The following is a 19482-nucleotide window of genomic DNA, read 5'->3' on the forward strand; positions in this document are numbered from 1 at the left end:
ACGTGGTGCGGGCGGTCGGAATCGAACCGACACTCCTCTCGGAACCGGATTTTGAGTCCGGCGCGTCTACCAGTTCCACCACGCCCGCGCGGCGCACAGCCTAGCCGAAAAATCGCTCAGGGGAAACTGTCGGGGGGCGTCTCCACGCGCGTGGCGAATTCGGCGGGGCTGATGATCTCCAGCAGCTCCAGATCCTCGGAATGCGCCACCTCCACATGGCGGATGCCGGGCGGCTGCAGCACGGAATCGCCGGGGTGGAAGGTGACCGTGCCGATATCCTCATAGGTGAAGGTCACCCAGCCGCGCAGCACATAGACAAGCTGGAAGCCCAGCGCGTGGCTGTGCCATTGCGGTGCGGCCCCCTGGCCCGGCACGGCGCGGATCACATGCGCCCCGAAGGCGCCGCCGGTGGCCTGGCGTACACCCAGGTCGCGATAGGCGAAGAAGCTGCGCAGCCCGGTTTCGAACGCGGCCTCCGCCGCATGGCTGACGGTCGTGCGCGGCGATGTGGACATGTGGTTCCTCCTGCCTCTTCGGACATCCGAAGCTATCACGCCCAGGCCGGGCGTCAGCCATCCCGCCTCACGATCGCGTGGGTGGGTAGGAACCGAAACGCCTGCATCGTGCTAGACAGCGGCATGCAAGACTTCCCCACAGCGCCCGCGAATGCGGCGCTCTTCCTCGATTTCGATGGAACCCTGGTGGAGATCGCCGCCCGGCCCGATGCCGTCGTCGTCCCTCCTGACCTGCCTGGCCTGCTGGAACGGCTCTCCGCGCATCTCGGCGGCGCGCTCGCCATCGTCTCCGGCCGCCCGCTGGCGGAGCTTGACCATTTCCTGCCGATTGCCATCGCCAAGGCGGGCAATCACGGCGCGGCGCTGCGGCCCGTGCCGGATGGGGCGGTGGAACAGCTAGCCTTGACCTCCCCACCCGCCGCGTGGCGCGCCAGGGTGGGCGAGTTCGCAGAGCGCTTTCCCGGGGCCTTCATCGAGGACAAGGCGCATGGTTTCGTCCTGCATTACCGCCAGGCGCCGGACGCCGGGGCGGAGGCGGGGGCATTGTTGACCTCCCTGGTCGCGGAGGCGCCCGAGAATTTCACCCTGCTGCCGGCCCATATGGCCTGGGAAGTGACGCCGCGCGGCGTCTCCAAGGGCACCGCGGTGGCCTATCTGATGGCCCGCGATCCCTTCGCGGGGCGTGTGCCGGTCTTCATCGGCGACGATGTGACGGATGAGGCCGGCATGGCGGTGGCGCGCGAGGTTGGCGGGCTCGGCCTGCGGCTTCAGGACAGCTTTGGCACGCCGCAGCGTTTCCGGGACTGGCTGGCGCTGCTCGATACGCAATTCGCGCGCGGGGTGGCGGCATGAGCCGCCTCGTCATCGTCGCCAACCGCGTGCCCGATCCGAAGGAGGCCGGCGCCACCGCGGGCGGCCTCGCTGTGGCGATGAAGGATGCGCTGGCGAAGCGGGAGGCGGTGTGGTTCGGCTGGTCCGGCAAGACGGCGGCGAAGACCGGCACCGAGGCGACGCTGGTGCCGCATGGCAACACCACCTATGCGACCATCGATCTCGGCCATGACGACTACAAGCACTACTACCAGGGTTTCTCGAATGCGGCGCTGTGGCCGGTGCTGCACTACCGCCTCGGCATCGCGCGCTTCGACCGGCGCGATTTCGCCGGCTACCAGCGCACCAATGCCGCCTTCGCCGCCGCGCTGGCGCCGCTGCTGAAGCCGGATGACACGGTCTGGATCCACGATTTCCACCTGTTCCCGATGGCGGCGGATTTGCGGGCGCTGGGCTGCAAGCAGCGCATCGGCTTCTTCCTGCATGTGCCCTTTCCCCCGCGCTCCGTCTTCAACGGCCTGCCGCATGCCGAGACGCTGCTGGCGACGCTGGAAGCGGTGGACTGCATCGGCACCCAGACCGAGGACGATGCCGAGAATCTGCGTGCCGCGCTGATCGCCATCGGCAAGGGGGAGGTGGCACTGCGGGTTGGTGCCTTCGCCATCGGCATCGACGCCACCGGCTTCGCCAAGCTCGCCACCCAGCGCGCCAGCGCGAAGGAGGTGCAGCGCCTGCGCGATTCGCTCGCCGGAAGGTCGCTGGCCATCGGCATCGACCGGCTGGATTACACCAAGGGCCTGCCGCAGCGCATCGCCGGCTTCGGCGCCATGCTGGAACGCTTTCCGCGGCATCGCGGCAAGATCACCTTCCTGCAGGTGGCCCCCGTCAGCCGCGGCGATGTGGCGATGTACCGCGCCCTGCGGCGCGAATTGGATGAGGGTGTGGGGCGCATCAACGGCCAGATGGCGGAGCCGGACTGGGCGCCGATTCGCTACATCACCCGCGCCGTGGCGCGGCCGACGCTGGCCGGCTTCATGCGCATGGCGCGCATCGGGCTGGTGACGCCGTTGCGGGATGGGATGAACCTGGTCGCCAAGGAATATGTGGCGGCGCAGGACCCGGCCGATCCCGGCGTGCTGGTGCTGTCGCGCTTCGCCGGCGCGGCTGTGGAGCTGGACGGCGCGCTGATCGTCAACCCGCTCGACCCGGATGACATCGCGGAGGCGCTGGACGCGGCGATGGACATGCCGGCGGATGAGCGCCAGGACCGCTGGAACCGCAACTGGGCCAGTGTGAAGGCCGGCACGGCCAGCATCTGGTGCCGCCGCTTCCTCTCGGCGCTGGAGGGGACCGAGGCCGTGGCCGATGCCGGCCAGGCGGAAGCCCAGCCGGCCCCGGTCCGCAAGCCGAGGCGCAAGCGCGCGGAATGACGAACGGGGCGGTGACCCGCCCCGTCACCCTCAGAAGACGAAGCGCGTGCCCACCAGCAGGCTGCGGCCCGGCGTGACAAAGCCGTTCGCCGGTTCCCAACGGCTGTTGCCCAGGTTGCGGCCCTCGGCATAAGCGGTGATGGCCGGGGTCACGCGGTACGATGCCGTCAGGTTCAGCACCGTGCCAGATTTGTTGTAGCGCACGCCCGACAGGAAGTTGCCGTTGTCGTCATAGGAGGCGGTGTCCGGCGACGGGCCGGTGAACAGCACCTCCGGCGCGATCACCAGGCGATCGACCGGCGACAGCCGCGCCCCGGCGGAAACCACATTGCGCGGCCGGCGGGCCAGCGGCGCGTCGGTGGTCTCGTCCCGCGCATCGGTGATGGTCCAGGCCAGCCGCGTTTCCAGCCAGCGCGCCGGGCGCAGCCGCAACTCCATCTCCACGCCCTGGCTGCTGGCCTTCTCGACGTTCTCCAGGCTGGAAAAGGCCCGGTTGAAGTTGATCAGGTCGCGGGTGCGGGTGTTGAAATAGGTGACGCCGACTGTGGCGCCATCGCGCCGGCCGAAGATCGGCAGGTCGGTGTCGATGCCGGCCTCCCAGGCGAAGGAGGTTTCCGGCTCCAGATTCGGATTGCCCTGGAAGAAGGTCCCGATGCGGCCGAAGCGCTGGTACAGCGACGGCGCCTTATAGGCGGTGCCGGCCGAGAGACGGAGGCGGGAGGCTACCTCCGGCACCGCCAGCACGGCGCCGGTGCGCCAGGACAGATAGCCGTCGTAATCCTCCGCCAGGTCCTGCCGTAGCCCGGCCGACAGGTCGAGCCGCTCCCCCAGTCGCGCCTGCACGCCCGCATGCAGCGCGGTGCTGTTGGCCCGCGCATCGGTGACGGTCCGAAAACCCGGGGAGCCAGAGGTGGCGTCCACACTCTCCCGCTCATGCGTCACGCCAAAGGCGAGGCCGGCCATGGAGAGAGGGCCTACATCGCCGAGCCGCACCCGGTTGCCCCAGTCCAGGGTCTGGCGCTGGCCGTGATACAGGTCGTCCGTGCTGGCGCTGCTGCGCGCATCCGGCAGGTTGATGTAGCGGCGGCGATCCTCCGTCACCGCGGCGCGCAGCCCGGTGGTCCAGACACCGTCGAACAGGCTTGTCTCGCTCCGCAACTGGCCGAACCAGCGGCGGTCATTGCCCTCGTAATTCGGGTCGTCATTCGGGATGTTGTCGAGGTCGAGCTGGTTCTCCCGCCAGCGCAGCAGGCCCTCCACCATGCTGGTGCCATCGGCCCAGCCGAAGCGGGCGGTGCCGGCGCCGGCGCGCAGGGCCTCGGTCTCCTTGGTGTCGGCGCGGAAGCGGCGCGGCGTGGCGTCGCTGCCCTGGGTGGTCAGGCCCTGGCCCATCACCAGGTAGTTCCACTGGCCGAGCGAACCCGCCGCGCCCAGCGCGCCGCGCGCCGTGCCCTGGCTGCCGCCGGCGATGTCGCCGAAGACCTGCACCGGCACGCCGGCCGGCGCGCGCCGGGTCACCAGGTTGATGACGCCACCAATGGCGCCGGAGCCATAAAGGGCGGAGCCGGGGCCGCGCACCACCTCGATGCGCTCGATATCCCCCAGCAGCTCATTGCCGAAGTTGAAGGCGCCATTGGCCTCCGAGGGATCGTTCACCGGCACGCCATCCAGCAGGACGAGAACGTGGCGGGAGGCGGTGCCGCGGATGAAGACGCTGGCCTGCTGGCCGAGTCCACCACCCTGAACCATGTTCATGCCGGGCACGGTGGCCATGGCTTCCGCCAGGGTCTGGTAGCCGCGTTCCTCGATATCCGCGCGGGTCAGCACCGTGATGGCGGCCGGCACACGTTCCGCCTCCGTCGGGATGCGGGTCGCGGTGACGATGGTTTCGGAGATGGCCTGCTGCGCCAGGCTCGGCGCCGACAGCAGCAGGGGCAGGGCGAGCGCGAGGGGCGCGGCCCGGTTCATGGACTTCATTCGCATCGGTTCCTCCGTGCGATCGGACGACATGCCTGACAGCCCTTGGCGGGCCTCCAGGCGGCTGGCGTCGTCGCCGCCGGCGGAGACGAGCGGACAGGGGCGAGTCTTCGCCTCTGGCCTGTCGCTCCGTTGCGCCGGTGCACCCCGCCCGGCACGCGCGTGACGTCTCTGCGCCGGCCGGTCTCCTGGCTCGCGGAGCCCCGGATGGAACACCATCCGGATCCTGTCCCCGCCTTCTCAGACCCCGGCGGGGTCCAATGGCGTCAGGGAGACAGGGTCTCCGCCTACAGTTGCGGGGGCAGCCGCGGACGTGGCCCGGCGGGTTGCCCCGGCTGGCCTTCGCGCGTTCCCGTTTCAGCCCTTGCGGGCCACCGGCGCATGACGGGGAGTTACCACCGGTGGAAGGCGCGGCACAATCGGCACCTTCAGAAGATCCAGCCCAGCGCCTGGATGCCGAGCCAGCCGAGCACCACCAGCACCACGGTGGCGAAGAGGCAGCCGGCGATGGTCAGTGCCACGCCCCAGCCGGTGACCTTGCTGTCATGCTCGATCAGGCCGAGCGCCATGACGATATTGCCGAAGGCCGGCGGGCCGTTGGTGCCAGGTCCGGGCAGGATCAGCATCAGGGCGACATAGGCGGTCAGCCAGCCGATGATGCGTTCGCCGAGCGGCGAGGTGAAGAAGCCCGGCCGCGGCTTCACATAGCGCTCGATCCGCCCCAGCCCCTTGGAGGAGGCCGAAGCCAGCCGCAGCAGGTCGGCCCGCTTGATGGTCTGCCGCGCCAGGATGCCTGGCAGCTTCGGCACCCGCAGGCCGAGGCCCATCTGCACGCCGAGGATCAGCAGCGGTGTGCCGAAGACGCTGGCCATGCCCGGCAACAGGCCCGGCAGCAGCAGCAACAACAGCAGCAGGCCGAAGGCGCGGTCGCCGAAAGCCTCCGCCATCTCGCCCAGGCTGATCCGCTCGCCCGGAAAGGCGGCGGCCACCTCGGCCACGATGCGCGAGATCGGCGCGGAGGACTCCGCCGCCATATGCGACTGATCCGGGCTCATGCCGTGCATGCCGTGCGAAGGGTCAGAATAGGCCGAGCAGCCAGGTGAAGCCCGCCACCAGGATCCAGCCGACGCTGCCGATGATGGACAGGCCCAGGAAAGTGGCGAAGACGCCGAAGGCGGCGCCCGCGGCGATGGTCCGCGTATCCTCCTCCATCAGCCCGATCGCCATGATCAGGCAGGCGAGCGAAGGCGGGCCATTGGTCAGCGGCAGCGGCACGATGACGATGGAGGCGAGCCAGACTCCATAGGCGCCGATCAGACGTTCCCCGGCGCGGGTGGTCAGCCAGGAGGGGCGCGGCTTCACATAGCGTTCGACCCGCTGCAGCCAGGGCAGCGCCTTTTCCGCGATCAGCCGCAGATCGGCACGGCGCATCGACCGGCGGGTAAGCAGAGCGGGCAGCTTCGGCGTCGGCAGCCCGTAGGCGAGCTGGGCGCAGATGATCAGCAGCGGCACGCCGAAGATCGGGCTGAGGCCGGGAATATAGATCGGCAGCAGATTGGGCAGGGCGAACAGGACGATCAGCACCCCGTAGCCACGCGCGCCCAGTGCCTGGATCAGCTCGCCGAGCGTCAGCCGTTCGGAAGGCCAGTCGCGTGCCAGAACCGTCACCAGCTGGGAGACAGGGATGGGGTGGATATGCGCGTCCACCGCAAGCTGCGTGTCGTGAAGCCCGTCGATGGCGAGTCTCCTCCGGATCCATGCCGGCCATTCTGGCGCGGAAGCCATTCCCTGCACGCATGGTTAGCATGCGGCTGGCGGGACCGACAGTGGAGAAGTCACGCCGATGTGAGGGCGGCGGGAGGACGCGGATTGGCAGGGGGGAGCGGGCCAAGAGCTGGGACGGTCCTTGTGCGGATTGCTTGGACTGGGCTGTAACGCGTCCCGGACCGGGGCGAAACGCCCCGGTCTGCTCACAATGCGAGATCAGACTTTAAAAGCAATTCATCGCCGGATGACGGTCTTATTGCGGCTGGAAATTCGCGATGCGGAGCAGTTCCGCATTGCGCGCTACGTCAGCGACGATGAAGCGCTCCGCCTCCTCCACCGTCTCGGCCACCGGCTCGAAGCCGAGGCCGGTCAGGCGCTGCACCACCTCCGGCTCCCGCAACCCGGATACCAGGGCAGCATTGATGCGGTCCGCGATCTCCCGCGGCATGGCGCGGGGGCCCCAGACGCCATACCAGGAATAGAATTCGAAGCCGGCGAGGCCACCTTCCACTGCCGTCGGCAGTTCCGGCGCCAGTTGCGTGCGGCTCGGGGTGGCGATGGCCAGGCCGCGCAACTGCCCGCCGCGCACCATCGGCAGCGTCGCCAGCACCGGGTCGAACATGAGCTGCGCATTGCCCGCCGCCACATCCGTCAGGGCTGGGGCGCTGCCGCGATAGCCGACGATCTCGATATTCGCGCCGGTGACGCGGTTGAACTCGATGCTGGCCAGGTGGCCGGCGGAGCCGAGGCTGCTGGTGGCGAAGGTCCACCGCGCCGGGTCGCGCTTCGCCGCCTCCACCACTTCCGCGATCGTGCTCTGCGGCAGGCGGGGGTTGGAGACAAGCACCAGCGGCCCGCGCGCGGTGCGCGCCAGGGGGATGAAATCCGCCACCGGGTCATAGGGCGCGGCCTTCATCACATGGCGCGCCATCGGGTGGATCGAGGCCGAGCCAAGGATGGTATAGCCATCGGGCGCGGCCTGCAGCACGGCCTGGCTGCCGATGGCGCCATTGGCGCCGGCGCGGTTTTCCACCACCACGGTGACGCCGAGCTTTTCCTGAAGCTTCTGGGCGGAAAGCCGGGCCATGGCATCGGTCGCGGCGCCGGGGGTGTAGGGTACGATCATGCGGATTGTCCGCGCCGGCCAGGCCTGAGCCAGGACCGCGGGGGCCGTAAGCGCCGAGGCCAGCAGCCCGCCGCCCGCCGCCAGAATGCCACGTCTGTCGATCATTTTGCGCTCACCTGTCCTGTTCGTGAGGCATGCTTGCATCGGTCGGGCGGGGATGCAAACCGGTTCGTGGAACAAGGGTTATATACCGATGGACTCCGTGGATATTGCCCTCTGCCTCGCCATGGATGTCTCGGCCAGCGTCGATTTCGCCGAATTCAACCTGATGGCCAGCGGCACCGCCGCCGCCTTCCGCGATCCGGAGGTGCTGGCCGCCGCCACCGCCGGGCCGCGCGGCGCGGCGGCCGTGGCGCTGCTGTTGTGGTCCGGCCCCGGGGCGCAGGATGTGGCGGTGGGCTGGACCCGCATCGCTGATGCGGCGGGAGCGGAGGCCCTGGCCGAGGCCATCGAGAACGCCCCGCGCCTGCCCAGCCCCGGCGCCACCGCGACGGGGGAGGGGATGGCCGCTGGCCTGACCCTGCTCGCCCGCGCGCCGGGCGACCCGACCCGCCTGGTGCTCGATGTCTCCGGCGATGGCCGCCACAATGCCGGCCGCCCGCCCGGTCCGGTGCGGGACCTGGCGGTGGCGGCGGGGCTGACGGTGAACGGCCTGGCGATCTTGAACGAGGAGCCGGACCTGCTGGCGCATTATGTGGAGGAGGTGATCGGCGGCCCGGGCAGCTTCGCCATCTCCTGCGCCGATACCGTCGATTTCGCGGAGGCCATCCTGCGCAAGCTGCGCCGGGAATTGCTGGGGGGCGCGCTGGTGGTATAGCCGGGGGACAATACCCGGACGGTGAATATCCCGATGCTGCTGCTGATCCCCGGCCCCGTGCAGACCCGCCCCGAAGTCCGCGCCTGCATGGCCGAGGACATTGCCCCCTGGGACGAGGATTTCCGCGCCGAATACGCCGCCATGCGCCCGGCCATCGTGCGGATCGCCGGGGGCGAGGACGGCGTCCACGCCTCCCTGCCGCTGCCCGGCTGCGGCCACATGATTATTGAAGCCGCGATCCGCACCTTCGTGCCTGCCGGCCAGAAACTGCTGGTGGTGCGCAATGGCGGCTATGCGGAACGCCTGGCGCGGCTGGCGGAGACGGCGGGCCGCATGGTGGTGGCGCTCGACGGGCCGGACAATCTGCCGATGTCGCCGGAACGCCTGGCCCAGGCGCTGGCGGAAAACCCCGACTGCGGCCATGTCGCGCTGGTGGTCAGCGAGACCGGCACCGGCATCGTCAACGACCCCAACATCCTCGGCCCGGTCATCGCGGCGGCGGGGCGGCGGATGATCTGCGATGCCGTTTCCGGCTTCGGCGCGCTGCCATTCGCGCTACGCGACCATCCCGAATGCGATGTGGTGGTCTTCACCTCCAACAAATGCCTGGAGGGGCTGCCAGGCTTCGGCTTCGCCGTAGCGCCCATCGCCCGGCTGGAAGCCTGCCGCGGCCAGGCCGGGTCCTGGGTGATGGATCTGGCCGATGTCTACGATCACGCTTTGAAGAACGGCTTTGGCAGCTTCCGCTTCACCCCGGCGGTGCAGGCGCTGCGCGCCTTCGGGAAGGCGATGGAGGTCTATGAGGCGGAGGGCGGGCAGCCGGCGCGGCTCGCGCGCTACAGCCGCAATCGGGACGTGATGTATGCGGGGCTGAAGGCGCTGGGCCTCACGCCCTATGTCGCGCCGGAACATCAGGGGCCGATCATCGTCAACGTCTATCAGCCGAACGACCCGAATTGGAGCCTGGAGATTTTCCAGCGGAAGATGAAGGCGCGCGGCGTCATTCTCTCCGACTTCTCCTCCACCAAGGTGCCCAGCATGCGCTTCGGCTGCATCGGCGCGATCGGGGAGGAGGATATCGGCTTCGCCCTGACGCAGGCGGAGGCGGTGCTGGCGGAGATGGGCGTGACGCAGCGCGGTATCTGACGCCGCGCTATCCCTTCTTCTTTTTCTTCGCCGCCTCGCCGGTCGCATGGCCGGCGGCGGCGAGTTGCGTCAGACGGTCGGGCAGGGCAGCGCGGATCGCGGGGCGGTGCTCGCGATCCTTCTTCCAGCGCTTCTTCTCGGGCTTCAGCATGCCGCAGCCGAGGCAGAAGCCGGTGGTGTCGTCATAGCGACAGATATCGATGCAGGGACTGGCCATGCCGCACCAGATGGGGTGCGGCATGGCATCCTGCCATCACGATCTGGATGGCGCTGGCGCGTGATGACTTGAGGCGGACTCACCGAAAAGTCTGAATCACGCCGCCTCGCACATTCTAGAAGCGGTAGCGCATGCCCGCGCCGATGATCCAGGGATCGAGATTCGCCTCGCCCCGCACGGCACCATGGTTCACGCTGACATCCGGGCGCAGCCACAGCCGCTTCACGTCGACATTGGCGACCCAGCTCGGTGTGATCTCGTAGTCCACGCCGGCATTCAGCGCGAAGCCCCAGGCATTCTCGACATCGACATGGTTGATGCCGGCGCTGCGGCCGCCGCCTTCGCCGTAGAACACCGTGTAGTTCAGCCCGACGCCGAGATAGGGGCTGAAGCGGCTGGCCGGCAGCGGGTGGTATTGCAGCGTCACGGTGGGCGGCAGCGCCCAGACGCGACCGAGGTCGATATTGCCGCCCGCCAGGCCGCGCACGCTGACATCATGGCGCGAGGTCGCGGCGATGACATTCACCGCGAAGTTCGGCGTCAGGAAGTAGCTCAGATCAAGCTGCGGGGTCGCGGTCGCGCTCGCATGCGGGGTTCCGCCGATGCTGGTGTTGCCGCCATTGGAAGGCAGCACGCCGATGATGCTCGCGCCGAGCACCAGATCGCCCGCCTGCTTGCCGCGCACATCCTGCGCGAATGCGGGCATCGCCGCGACCAGTCCCGCCAGGGCAGCCGCGCAGAACTTCCTTGTCATAGTCTCAGCCTTCTCGTCTGCGGCGCGCGCCCATCGCGGCGCCACGTGACGTTCATCGGCGTGGCGGCGTCACCCGTCCTTGATGCAGGTCATGAATCCGTTCCGCATCGACGTCGCCGATCGCTATTCCGCGCGAATGTTGGCGCTGCGCACCACTTCGCGCCAGCGCGCGATTTCCGCTTGTTGGAAGGTTCGGTAGTCATCCGGTGAACTGGCCACGACATCGAAGCCGATGGCGTTCAGGCGCTGCACCGATTCGGGATGGCGCAGCGCGGCCACCGTCGCCTCATGCACCTTCGCCAGCACGGGCTGCGGCAGCCCGGCCGGCGCCATCACGGCCTGCCAGGATGTCACGACGAAATCGCTGAGCCCGGCTTCTGCGGCCGTCGGCACATCCGGCAGCACGGCGCTGCGCGTGGCGCTGGTCAGCATGATGGCGCGCAGCCGCCCGCCCTGGATATGCGCGGCGACGGTGCCGAGATTCTGGAAGGAAAGCTGCACATTGCCGGCGATGAGATCGGTGGCCGCGGCGGCACCGCCCTGATAGGGCACATGCGTCACTTCCGTGCCGGTGCGCTGCTTGAACAATTCCATCGTCAGATGGTCCGAGGACCCGACGCCGGAGGTCGAATAGCTGGCACGGCCACCCTGCGCCTTCAGCCAGGCCACCACCTCCTGCAATGTGCGCGCCGGCACCTTCTCCGCATTCACCACCAGCACATTCGGCGTGGTGACGGCCATGGTGATGGGCGTGAAATCCCGGATCGGATCGTAGCCCAGGCTCGGCCGCAGCGCGGCGTTGATGGCGAAGACGCCGATCGAGCCGACGAACAGCATGTGCCCATCCGCCGGCGCCCGCATCACCAGCCGGGCGGCGACTTCGCCATTCGCGCCGGCGCGGTTTTCCGCCACCACCGGTTGGCCGACCACCTGGCTCATCCGGTTGGCGATGGTCCGCGCGATGATGTCGGAGGGGCCGCCGGCGACGAAGGGCACCATGACGGTGACGGGGCGCGTCGGCCAGGCGGCCTCCTGCGCCCGGGCGAGGCCCGGCAGCAGCGGCGTGGCGGCGAGCGTGGTCAGCAGGGTACGGCGCAGCATGGACATCCTCCTGGGTGATCTTTTGCCGGAATGATGCCCTGTGCCCCGGCGCAGGCAAAGCCCGCCGGGGGCCGGCGAGGTCGCCGCAGGGCGAACGCCCGCGGCGTCGCTGCGTTCGGACCGGGACGGGCAGGGAGGGAAGGCATGGCGATCCGCCAGGTGGCCTGGGTGACGCTTTATCTGGTGCTGGTGCTGACGCCCCAGGCCTTGCTGTTCCTGAGGGAGGTGCCGCCGGGGCGGGATTTCTGGTGGAATTTCGCCATGGCGCTTGGCTTCGCCGGCATGGCGATGATGGGCGTGCAATTCGCCCTGACGGCCCGCATCCGGCCGATGACCTCACCCTTCGGGGTCGACATCATCTACCTGTTCCACCGCTACCTGGCCTGGATCGCCCTGGCGATCGCGGCGGCGCATTTCGGCATCCTGTGGCTGTGGTACGAGGACCGTCTCGGCCCCACCATCAATCCGCTGGAGGCGGATTGGGAGCTGACGGCGGGGCGGGCGGCGCTGGTGCTGTTCGGGCTGGCCGTCGTCACCTCCGAGTGGCGGAAGCTTCTGCGGCTGGAATACGGGCTGTGGCGCTACCTGCATGTGGTGCTGGCGACGCTCGGCTTCGCGGCCGCGGTCGCGCATATCATCGGCATTGGCTATTTCACCGCATCGCCCACGAACCGGATGCTCTGGCTGGCGGCGACGCTGTCCTGGCTGCTGCTGCTAATTTGGCTGAGGCTGGTGAAGCCCCTGAACCAGAAGCGCGCCCCCTGGCGGGTGGTGGAGGTGCGGCCCGGTCGCAACGATGTCTGGACCCTCGCCATCGAGCCGGACGGCCATGCCGGCCTGCACGGCTTCCTGCCCGGCCAGTTCGCCTGGCTGACGCTGCGGCGCTCGCCCTTCGGGCTGCGCGAACATCCCTTCACCATCGCCTCGGCGCCCGAGGCCCTGCCACGGCTGGAATTTGGCATTAAGGAGCTGGGCGATTTCACCAGCCGGATCGGGGAGGTCCGCCCCGGCGACCCCGCCTGGATCGACGCGCCCTTCGGCGTTTTCTCCATCGACCGGCAGCCGGCGGCGGAGGGCCTGGTGGGCATCGTCGGCGGCGTCGGCATCACGCCCATGCTGAGCATGCTGCGCAGCCTGGCCGCGCGGGGGGATCGACGGCCGATCTGGCTGTTCTACGGCAATAAGGGCTGGGAGGATGTGGCCTTCCGGGAGGAGCTGGAGGCGCTGGCGACTCGGCTCGACCTGCGGCTGATCCATATCCTGGAGGAGCCGCCGGAGGGCTGGCAGGGGGAGACGGGCTTCGTGACGCGCGAAGTGCTGGAGCGGCACCTGCCCGCCGAACCGCGCCCGTATCTGCACTGCTTCCTGTGCGGGCCGACGCCGATGACGGCGGCGGCGGAACAGGCGCTGCGGGGCATGGGCGTGCCGGCGCCCCGAATCCAGACCGAAATCTTCGAGCTGGCCTGAGGAGAGCCCCCATGCGCCGCCAGATGGCCATTCTGCTGGCCCTGCTCACCGGCCTGCTCGTGCTGCTGATGGCGCTCGGCTTCGCGCTGCTGCGCTGAACGGCGTGGCTTGCCCCCGTCCCGATGTCCCGATAAGCGCGGAGACATCGCAGGGAGCAAGCACCAGCATGGCCACCGACCTCGACATCGCCCGCGCGGCGACGCTGCGTCCGATCGCGGAGATCGCGGCCCGCGCCGGCATCCCGGATTCGGCGCTGGAGCCCTACGGCAAGTACAAGGCCAAGATCGGCACCGATTTCGTGGCGGAGGCCTCCGCCCGGCCGCGCGGCGCCCTGGTGCTGGTCACCGGCATCAGCCCGACCCCGGCCGGCGAGGGCAAGACCACCACCACCATCGGCCTGGGCGATGCGCTGAACGCGCTGGGCACTAAGACCATGATCTGCCTGCGCGAACCCTCGCTCGGCCCCTGCTTTGGTGTGAAGGGGGGTGCGACGGGCGGCGGCTATGCCCAGGTGCTGCCGATGGAGGACATCAACCTCCATTTCACCGGCGACTTCCACGCCATCACCAGCGCCAACAACCTGCTCTCGGCCATGCTGGACAACCACCTGTACTGGGGCAACGAGCTGGGGCTGGACCCGCGGCGCGTGTCCTGGCGCCGCGCCATGGACATGAACGACCGCAACCTGCGGGACTGCGTGGTGGGCCTGGGCGGGGCCAGCCAGGGCGTGGTGCGTGAGGATGGGTTCGATATCACCGTCGCCTCCGAGGTCATGGCGGTGTTCTGCCTGGCCAAGGACCTCGCCGACCTTCAGGACCGGCTGGGGCGGATGATCGTGGGCCGTCGGCGCGACGGCACGGCGGTGACGGCGCGGGACATTAAGGCGGATGGCGCCATGGCGGCGCTGCTGCGCGATGCCCTCTCGCCCAACCTGGTGCAGACCATCGCGGGCAGCCCCGCGCTGGTGCATGGCGGCCCCTTCGCCAATATCGCCCATGGCTGCAACAGCGTGGTCGCCACCCGGATGGGCCTGGGCCTGGCCGATGTGGTGGTGACGGAGGCCGGCTTCGGCGCCGATCTGGGCGCGGAAAAATTCCTCGACATCAAGTGCCGGCTCGCGGGGCTGAACCCGGCCGCCTGTGTCATCGTCGCCACCGTCCGCGCGCTGAAGATGCATGGCGGGGTCGCCAAGGCCGATCTGGGGCGGGAGGATGTGGCGGCGGTGGAGCGCGGCGTGGCGAACCTCGCTCGCCATGTCGAGAACATGCACAAATTCGGCCTGCCCGTGGTGGTGGCGCTGAACCGCTTCACCAGCGACACCCCGGCCGAGATCGCCGCCGTGCAGGCGGCCATGGCGCGGCTGGATACGCAGGCGATCCTCTGCACCCATTGGTCGGATGGCGCGGCCGGCGCGGCGGAGTTGGCCCAGGCGGTGCAGGCGCGCATCGCGGCGGGCGCCGCCCGCTTCGCGCCCCTCTACCCGGATGCGATGAGCCTCAGCGACAAGCTGCGGACCATCGCGCAGCAGATCTATCGGGCGAAGGACGTGGCGATTCCGGCGCCCGCCGCCCAGAAGCTGGCGCGGTGGGAGGCGGAGGGTTTCGGCCATCTGCCGGTCTGCGTCGCCAAGACCCAATATTCCTTCAGCGCCGACCCCACCGCTCTGGGTGCCCCGGTGGACCACACGCTGCCGGTACGGGACGTGCGGCTTTCCGCCGGCGCCGGCTTTGTCGTCGCGGTGTGCGGGGAGATCATGACCATGCCCGGCCTGCCGCGCCGCCCGGCCGCCGAGACCATCGGCCTGGATGCCGAGGGGCGGATCGAGGGGCTGTTCTGACACGGCGCCAGCCGCCCGGCTGGCCTTGTTGAAAATCGTATCGGCCGGCGTCGCCCTCGGCGCCGCGCCGGCCGCCAGAACTTGCGCGGTTACGCTTCGTCACGCGCAAGGCCGGCCCGCCTTCACGAGTCTGTTTGCGATCCATTCTCATTCGCATTAAGGCCATCTGAGCCACCCCAGCCAGGCCGCCGCACCGTCACGGCGACCAGCCCGGCACGCGAATGACACAGGCGCCGCGGCATCCGCTGCCGCGGCAGGACGGAGAACAGACCATGCCATCCTTCCCCAACTGGCTCATGGCGGGCACCGCCATGGGGCTGGTGCTCGCCGCGCCCACCCTCCGCGCGCAGGAAGCGGCGCGGGAGACGGTGCGCCTCAGCCCGGTCGTGGTGACCGAGTCCGGCGACACCGCCGCGCACAGCACCATCGGCCAGGACCGGCTGAACCTGGAAGGTGCCTTCAGCCTCGATGACCTGCTGCGCACGGTGCCCGGCACTTTTACGCGCGAGTCGGCACAGCAGCCGGGCGTCGCGGTGAATATCCGCGGCTTCGAGGGCTCCGGCCGCGTCAATATGTCGATCGACGGCGTGCGCCAGAACTTCCGCTTCACCAGCCATGAGGCGGCGGGCTTCACCTATGTCGATCCGAACCTGCTGGCCGATATCGACGTGACGCGCGGCGCCGTCACCGGCATCGGCGGCGGCGCGCTGGCCGGCACGGTGAATTTCCGCACGCTCGATGTCGATGACGTGGTGGCGCAGGACCGCACCCATGGTGGGCTGACGCGCCTGTCCTGGGGCAGCAATGGCGTCGGGTTCCAGGAGATGCTGGCCGCCGGCGCGCGCTCGGGCGGCGTCGGCGTGGTCGGCGCGATCAGCCGGCGCAATTCCGACAATTATCATGACGGCGACGGCAACAGCGTGGCCAATTCGGGCCAGGACCTGGTCTCCGGCCTGCTGCGCACCAATATTGATTTCGGCGGCGGCCACAGCCTGTCACTCGGCGGCGTGTTCTACGACAACGACTTCTACGCCAACTCCTACCGCCAGACGGTGGAGAACCGGACGCTGACGGCGAATTACCGCTACAATCCCGGCAATCCGCTGATCGACCTGCGGGTCAATGCCTATCGCAACGACCTGTCGATGAAATACACCGGCGGCACCGGCACCGCCCTCGGTCGCGTCATCGAGGATGTCGGCATGGGCTTCGACGCCGCCAATACCTCCCGCTTCAATCTCGGCCCGGTGCGGGTGCGCAGCACCACGGGCTTCGAGTATTTCCATGATGACGTCAGCTCCCGCAACGGCGGCGTCAATCCGGGCGACGGCACCAGCTCCATGCTCGGCGTCTTCACCGAGAACACCTTCAGCTACGGCATTTTCGACCTGACCCCGGCGCTGCGCTACAATCACTACGCGCTGAACGGCTCGGGCGTGCTCAGCAGCCGCTACGGCGCCTATGATGTCGATATCTCGGAAGGCTCGGTCGATCCGAAGATCACGCTGGCGGCCAATGTCACCGACTGGCTCCAGCCCTTCGTGACCTGGTCCCGTTCGATGCGCGCGCCCACCTTGCAGGAGACGATGCTGGGCGGCGACCATCCGGGCACCGTCTCCAGCTCCTACATCCCCAATCCGAACCTGGAGCCGGAGCGGCAGCAGGGCTGGGAATTCGGCGTGAATCTCCGCAGGCGCGGGCTGCTGCGCCCGAACGACATGTTCAGCGCCCGGCTGAACTACTTCATGATGGATGTGGAGGACTATATCGCGACGAGCTACGTCTCCTCCGCCCGCGCCTATCAGTTCCAGAACGTCGCCGGCACCACCAAGGTCGATGGCTTCGAGGCCGAGATTGCCTATGACCCGCGGGTCGTCTTCGCCAGCCTGAGCTACACCCACACCAATTCCCGCCTGCCGAGCCAGCTGCCCGGCCTGGGGGCTAGCCAGTACACGCCGGATGATGTGTTCTCGCTGCGCGCCGGGGCGCGGTTCCTGGAGGAGAAGCTGACGGTCGGCGCGCGTTGGGATTATGTGTCCGGCGGGCTGGTGGCCGGCGGCAATGCCAGCTTCACGGCCGGCGAGGCCAGCCAGGGCGGCGACCCTTACAACCTGATCGGGCTGTTCGCGACCTATGAGGTGACGCCGGCCATCCAGGTGAATGCCCGCGTCACGAACCTTCTGGACGAGGCCTATACGCCCTTCCTCAGCACCATCGGCACCGGCCAGGGGCGAACCGTCTATATGGGCACGCAGATCCGGTTCTGAACGGCGCGATCAGTTCGAGGCTTGCAACAGCCGCAGCAACTCGTCCGGCACCGGCTCGGCCAGCGCGTCGTCGTAGCGACGCGCCAGCTCGGCCTGCAACCAGCGATCGAAGGCTGGGGCGGGGCGGGGCGGGGCCACCGGCCTGGCCGGCGGCGCTGGTCCGTCAAGGGGTTGCTGGTGACAATTCATGGACATACAGCGCAGATCGTCGGCGACGGTTCCACATGCTGCATTGCAAGGATGTCATGCGCCGCATGCCTGAAAGCAAAAGCTAGCGCCGGTGCCGCCGCCCGCGCTGCGCCCCGTCCAGGATGAATTCGGCCAAGGCCTGGGCGAGGCAGTCATGCAGCTCATCCGCCACCGCGACGCGCCGCGCGCGCGGTGCCCTTTCCAGGTCGATCCGCTCCGTCTCCACCCAGTGGCGCATGATCGCCCAGCGGCTGAAAAGCTGCGCGCCACTGGCCGCCGCCGCCACCCGCATCCAATCCCGGTAGCTGTCCACATCCGCATTGCCGCGCAGGAAGCGGGAGAATTGCGGGTCCATCAGCACCACATCGGTGCGCTCCCCGCGGATGGCGCGCAGCCGCTCCACCGCCCCCTGCACGGCCTCCGCCATCTCCTCCACCGGCAGGCCGCGCGCGGCCTCCACCGTGCCGAGCTGCCAGATGATCAGATGCGGCCTCACGCGCGGCCCCTGCTCGGCCAGGATGCGGGCATGGTCGGCGGCGGTGGTGCCGCGCGCGCCGAATACCTCCAACCGCACCGTGACCGGGCGCACCTTCTCCGCCAGAAGGGCTTGCAGGCGCATTGGCCAAGTGGCGTCGGGGCCGGAGGTGCCGCCCCCCTGGGTGGAGGCGCTGCCCACCACCAGGATACGCAGGTCGGTATGCGCCAGGGCGGCGAAGACCCCCGCCATGGGTGCGGCTTCCAGCGCGTCCGCCGGCGCATCGCAGGCGGGCTCGGCGGCGCGCGCCGGCATGGCCCACAGGAAGAGCAGGCCGAGCAGGGGAAGGCAGCGTATCGCGAGGGCGCGCATGGGGCTCATGGCCTAACCGCCTCCGCGCTGAGGGGCAAGGCGGGCTTCGCCTTGCGCTTGCCCTCCCCACCATACCAGGCGGACACCACGGCCACGAGCAGCAGCGCCGCCAGCCCCGCCACATTCACCACGACCTGCGCCAGCGTGCCGGACATCGTCTCCAGCGCCAGCCGGCCGAGGAAGGACAGGAAGATGCCGGAACAGAACACCGGCAGTCCCTGCTGGCCCATCAGCACGAAGGCCGCCGGCACCGGGTGGCGCAGCCAGCCCGCCTGCCGCGGGATCAGATGCGCGATCAGCCAGCCCAGCAAGAGGACGGAAGCCAGCCGCGCCGGATGCAGACCGGCCTTGTCCACCGTGGCGAGGCCGGCCGCCAGCCGTTCCGGCGCGTAAAGCCCGAAGCCTGGGCCGTGCCAGACCAGATTCAGCGCCAGGGCGCAGGCCAGCAGCACCAGGAAGGCGGCGATGGCCAGGCCGCGATGCCAGGGGAAGCGCCGTGCCAGGGCCACCGGATCGGCCCGGCCCAGCACCACGCCGATGGCGAACAGCAACTGCCAGGCGAAGGGGTTGAAGAACCAGCCGCCGCCGGTCCAGCTCGGCAAGGTGAAGCCACTCAGCCGGGTCGCCCCATACAGCGCGATCGACAGGCCCAGCAGCCAGCTCGGCCGGCGGATCAGCGGCAGGGCCAAGGCGAACAGCCCCATCACCACGATGTAGAGCGGCAGGATGTCCAGGAAATGCGGCTGGTAGCGCAGCAGCAGCGCCTCCAGCAGCGCGCGATAGGGTTCGTTGCCGAAGGGGTCGAGATGCAGCTCGTCCAGATAGGCGGCCTGGTTCAGCGCGGCGGCGGAAAACCCGACCTGGGCGGCGAAGACCACGAACAGGAAGATGTGAGCCACATACAGCGTCCCCATCCGCCCCGCGATCCGCGCCCCGGCCGTGACCCAGCCGTCGCGTTCCAGGATGCGGCCATAGGCGATACCGGCCGCATAGCCGGCCAGCAGCACGAAGACCTCCGTCGCATCGCAGAAGGCCACATTGCGCAGGGTGGCGTGCGCCAGCAGATTGCCTGGCGTATGGGTGATGAAGATGAACCACAGCGCCAGGCCGCGCAGGAAATCCACCCTTGTGTCACGGCCGGGGCTGACGGATGGGGTGGTGGGAGAGGTCATGCGGCGCCAACATCGCGGAAGG

18 protein-coding genes, 1 tRNA gene and 1 riboswitch are annotated in these 19482 nt (G+C 69.2%); of the genes, 7 read left to right on the top strand and 12 right to left on the bottom strand.

What is annotated here, in order from left to right; genetic code table 11:
• Positions 1–3 precede the first annotated feature (3 nt).
• Together ACVFYP_RS03185 and ACVFYP_RS03190 are read right to left on the bottom strand one after the other, a co-directional pair.
• Positions 4–88, bottom strand: a tRNA-Leu gene (locus ACVFYP_RS03185).
• Between the two features lie 28 nt (positions 89–116).
• The gene (locus ACVFYP_RS03190) at positions 117–515 is read right to left on the bottom strand and encodes a cupin domain-containing protein (RefSeq protein WP_499198673.1); all 399 of its coding nucleotides are present in this window, start codon (positions 513–515) and stop codon (positions 117–119) included.
• A 123-nt stretch (positions 516–638) separates the two neighbouring features.
• Here ACVFYP_RS03190 and otsB point away from each other — a divergent pair, with 123 nt between their 5' ends.
• The gene (gene otsB, locus ACVFYP_RS03195) at positions 639–1367 is read left to right on the top strand and encodes a trehalose-phosphatase (protein ID WP_499198674.1); all 729 of its coding nucleotides are present in this window, start codon (positions 639–641) and stop codon (positions 1365–1367) included.
• Complete coding sequence (locus tag ACVFYP_RS03200) at positions 1364–2776, top strand: alpha,alpha-trehalose-phosphate synthase (UDP-forming) (protein WP_499198675.1); 1413 nt, start codon at positions 1364–1366, stop codon at positions 2774–2776. The genes otsB and ACVFYP_RS03200 overlap by 4 nt, the downstream gene beginning before the upstream one ends.
• Before the next feature lie 30 nt (positions 2777–2806).
• Here ACVFYP_RS03200 and ACVFYP_RS03205 read toward each other — a convergent pair whose 3' ends face one another.
• The 4 genes from ACVFYP_RS03205 to ACVFYP_RS03220 all read right to left on the bottom strand — a co-directional run bounded on the left by ACVFYP_RS03205 (position 2807) and on the right by ACVFYP_RS03220 (position 7751).
• Complete coding sequence (locus ACVFYP_RS03205; RefSeq protein ID WP_499198676.1) at positions 2807–4753, bottom strand: TonB-dependent receptor plug domain-containing protein; 1947 nt, start codon at positions 4751–4753, stop codon at positions 2807–2809.
• Positions 4754–4914: 161 nt separating this feature from the next.
• Positions 4915–5147: riboswitch (cobalamin riboswitch) on the bottom strand.
• A gap of 34 nt (positions 5148–5181) precedes the next feature.
• Positions 5182–5808: an exopolysaccharide biosynthesis protein gene (locus ACVFYP_RS03210; RefSeq protein WP_499198677.1), complete on the bottom strand. Its 627-nt coding sequence runs from the start codon at positions 5806–5808 to the stop codon at positions 5182–5184.
• Between the two features lie 22 nt (positions 5809–5830).
• Positions 5831–6538 (bottom strand): exopolysaccharide biosynthesis protein, encoded by a 708-nt coding sequence (locus tag ACVFYP_RS03215; RefSeq protein WP_499198678.1) that lies wholly within the window; start codon positions 6536–6538, stop codon positions 5831–5833.
• A gap of 235 nt (positions 6539–6773) precedes the next feature.
• Complete coding sequence (locus tag ACVFYP_RS03220) at positions 6774–7751, bottom strand: Bug family tripartite tricarboxylate transporter substrate binding protein (RefSeq protein WP_499198679.1); 978 nt, start codon at positions 7749–7751, stop codon at positions 6774–6776.
• 88 nt (positions 7752–7839) lie between these two features.
• On the opposite strand from ACVFYP_RS03220, the gene ACVFYP_RS03225 reads away from it, so the two are divergent.
• Both ACVFYP_RS03225 and ACVFYP_RS03230 read left to right on the top strand, forming a co-directional pair.
• Positions 7840–8463 carry a DUF1194 domain-containing protein gene (locus tag ACVFYP_RS03225; protein WP_499198680.1) on the top strand — a complete coding sequence of 208 codons (624 nt, stop codon included), beginning with the start codon at positions 7840–7842 and terminating at the stop codon, positions 8461–8463.
• 33 nt (positions 8464–8496) lie between these two features.
• Positions 8497–9609, top strand: a complete 1113-nt coding sequence (locus tag ACVFYP_RS03230; protein ID WP_499198681.1) for a 2-aminoethylphosphonate--pyruvate transaminase — start codon at positions 8497–8499, stop codon at positions 9607–9609.
• A 7-nt stretch (positions 9610–9616) separates the two neighbouring features.
• Here ACVFYP_RS03230 and ACVFYP_RS03235 read toward each other — a convergent pair whose 3' ends face one another.
• The 3 genes from ACVFYP_RS03235 to ACVFYP_RS03245 form a co-directional block, all read right to left on the bottom strand.
• A complete protein-coding gene (locus ACVFYP_RS03235) occupies positions 9617–9850 on the bottom strand; it encodes a DUF1289 domain-containing protein (protein WP_499198682.1) in 234 nt (77 codons plus the stop codon).
• Between the two features lie 91 nt (positions 9851–9941).
• Positions 9942–10580: an OmpW/AlkL family protein gene (locus tag ACVFYP_RS03240; RefSeq protein WP_499198683.1), complete on the bottom strand. Its 639-nt coding sequence runs from the start codon at positions 10578–10580 to the stop codon at positions 9942–9944.
• Between the two features lie 123 nt (positions 10581–10703).
• A complete protein-coding gene (locus ACVFYP_RS03245; RefSeq protein WP_499198684.1) occupies positions 10704–11681 on the bottom strand; it encodes a Bug family tripartite tricarboxylate transporter substrate binding protein in 978 nt (325 codons plus the stop codon).
• A 144-nt stretch (positions 11682–11825) separates the two neighbouring features.
• On the opposite strand from ACVFYP_RS03245, the gene ACVFYP_RS03250 reads away from it, so the two are divergent.
• The 3 genes from ACVFYP_RS03250 to ACVFYP_RS03260 all read left to right on the top strand — a co-directional run bounded on the left by ACVFYP_RS03250 (position 11826) and on the right by ACVFYP_RS03260 (position 17252).
• Complete coding sequence (locus ACVFYP_RS03250) at positions 11826–13148, top strand: ferredoxin reductase family protein (RefSeq protein WP_499198685.1); 1323 nt, start codon at positions 11826–11828, stop codon at positions 13146–13148.
• Positions 13149–13314: 166 nt separating this feature from the next.
• Complete coding sequence (locus ACVFYP_RS03255) at positions 13315–14985, top strand: formate--tetrahydrofolate ligase (RefSeq protein WP_499198686.1); 1671 nt, start codon at positions 13315–13317, stop codon at positions 14983–14985.
• A gap of 272 nt (positions 14986–15257) precedes the next feature.
• On the top strand, positions 15258–17252 hold the full coding sequence (locus tag ACVFYP_RS03260; protein ID WP_499198687.1) for a TonB-dependent receptor domain-containing protein: 1995 nt from the start codon (positions 15258–15260) through the stop codon (positions 17250–17252).
• 9 nt (positions 17253–17261) lie between these two features.
• On the opposite strand, the gene ACVFYP_RS03265 is transcribed toward ACVFYP_RS03260, so the two are convergent.
• From ACVFYP_RS03265 to ACVFYP_RS03275, 3 genes are all read right to left on the bottom strand, one after another.
• A complete protein-coding gene (locus ACVFYP_RS03265; protein WP_499198688.1) occupies positions 17262–17390 on the bottom strand; it encodes a hypothetical protein in 129 nt (42 codons plus the stop codon).
• A 133-nt stretch (positions 17391–17523) separates the two neighbouring features.
• Positions 17524–18297 (bottom strand): SGNH/GDSL hydrolase family protein, encoded by a 774-nt coding sequence (locus tag ACVFYP_RS03270; RefSeq protein WP_499198689.1) that lies wholly within the window; start codon positions 18295–18297, stop codon positions 17524–17526.
• A complete protein-coding gene (locus ACVFYP_RS03275) occupies positions 18294–19460 on the bottom strand; it encodes an OpgC family protein (protein ID WP_499198690.1) in 1167 nt (388 codons plus the stop codon). Before ACVFYP_RS03275 ends, ACVFYP_RS03270 begins: the two co-directional genes overlap by 4 nt.
• Positions 19461–19482 lie beyond the last annotated feature (22 nt).

This window comes from Roseomonas sp. F4, from assembly GCF_053891155.1.

What these genes read in the sequence shown, in the direction of transcription:
- ACVFYP_RS03190 (WP_499198673.1), bottom strand. Translation starts at nt 515, where the DNA reads ATGTCCACATCGCCGCGCACGACCGTCAGCCATGCGGCGGAGGCCGCG.
- otsB (WP_499198674.1), top strand. Translation starts at nt 639, where the DNA reads ATGCAAGACTTCCCCACAGCGCCCGCGAATGCGGCGCTCTTCCTCGAT.
- ACVFYP_RS03200 (WP_499198675.1), top strand. Translation starts at nt 1,364, where the DNA reads ATGAGCCGCCTCGTCATCGTCGCCAACCGCGTGCCCGATCCGAAGGAG.
- ACVFYP_RS03205 (WP_499198676.1), bottom strand. Translation starts at nt 4,753, where the DNA reads ATGAAGTCCATGAACCGGGCCGCGCCCCTCGCGCTCGCCCTGCCCCTG.
- ACVFYP_RS03210 (WP_499198677.1), bottom strand. Translation starts at nt 5,808, where the DNA reads ATGAGCCCGGATCAGTCGCATATGGCGGCGGAGTCCTCCGCGCCGATC.
- ACVFYP_RS03215 (WP_499198678.1), bottom strand. Translation starts at nt 6,538, where the DNA reads ATGGCTTCCGCGCCAGAATGGCCGGCATGGATCCGGAGGAGACTCGCC.
- ACVFYP_RS03220 (WP_499198679.1), bottom strand. Translation starts at nt 7,751, where the DNA reads ATGATCGACAGACGTGGCATTCTGGCGGCGGGCGGCGGGCTGCTGGCC.
- ACVFYP_RS03225 (WP_499198680.1), top strand. Translation starts at nt 7,840, where the DNA reads ATGGACTCCGTGGATATTGCCCTCTGCCTCGCCATGGATGTCTCGGCC.
- ACVFYP_RS03230 (WP_499198681.1), top strand. Translation starts at nt 8,497, where the DNA reads ATGCTGCTGCTGATCCCCGGCCCCGTGCAGACCCGCCCCGAAGTCCGC.
- ACVFYP_RS03235 (WP_499198682.1), bottom strand. Translation starts at nt 9,850, where the DNA reads ATGCCGCACCCCATCTGGTGCGGCATGGCCAGTCCCTGCATCGATATC.
- ACVFYP_RS03240 (WP_499198683.1), bottom strand. Translation starts at nt 10,580, where the DNA reads ATGACAAGGAAGTTCTGCGCGGCTGCCCTGGCGGGACTGGTCGCGGCG.
- ACVFYP_RS03245 (WP_499198684.1), bottom strand. Translation starts at nt 11,681, where the DNA reads ATGCTGCGCCGTACCCTGCTGACCACGCTCGCCGCCACGCCGCTGCTG.
- ACVFYP_RS03250 (WP_499198685.1), top strand. Translation starts at nt 11,826, where the DNA reads ATGGCGATCCGCCAGGTGGCCTGGGTGACGCTTTATCTGGTGCTGGTG.
- ACVFYP_RS03255 (WP_499198686.1), top strand. Translation starts at nt 13,315, where the DNA reads ATGGCCACCGACCTCGACATCGCCCGCGCGGCGACGCTGCGTCCGATC.
- ACVFYP_RS03260 (WP_499198687.1), top strand. Translation starts at nt 15,258, where the DNA reads ATGCCATCCTTCCCCAACTGGCTCATGGCGGGCACCGCCATGGGGCTG.
- ACVFYP_RS03270 (WP_499198689.1), bottom strand. Translation starts at nt 18,297, where the DNA reads ATGAGCCCCATGCGCGCCCTCGCGATACGCTGCCTTCCCCTGCTCGGC.
- ACVFYP_RS03275 (WP_499198690.1), bottom strand. Translation starts at nt 19,460, where the DNA reads ATGACCTCTCCCACCACCCCATCCGTCAGCCCCGGCCGTGACACAAGG.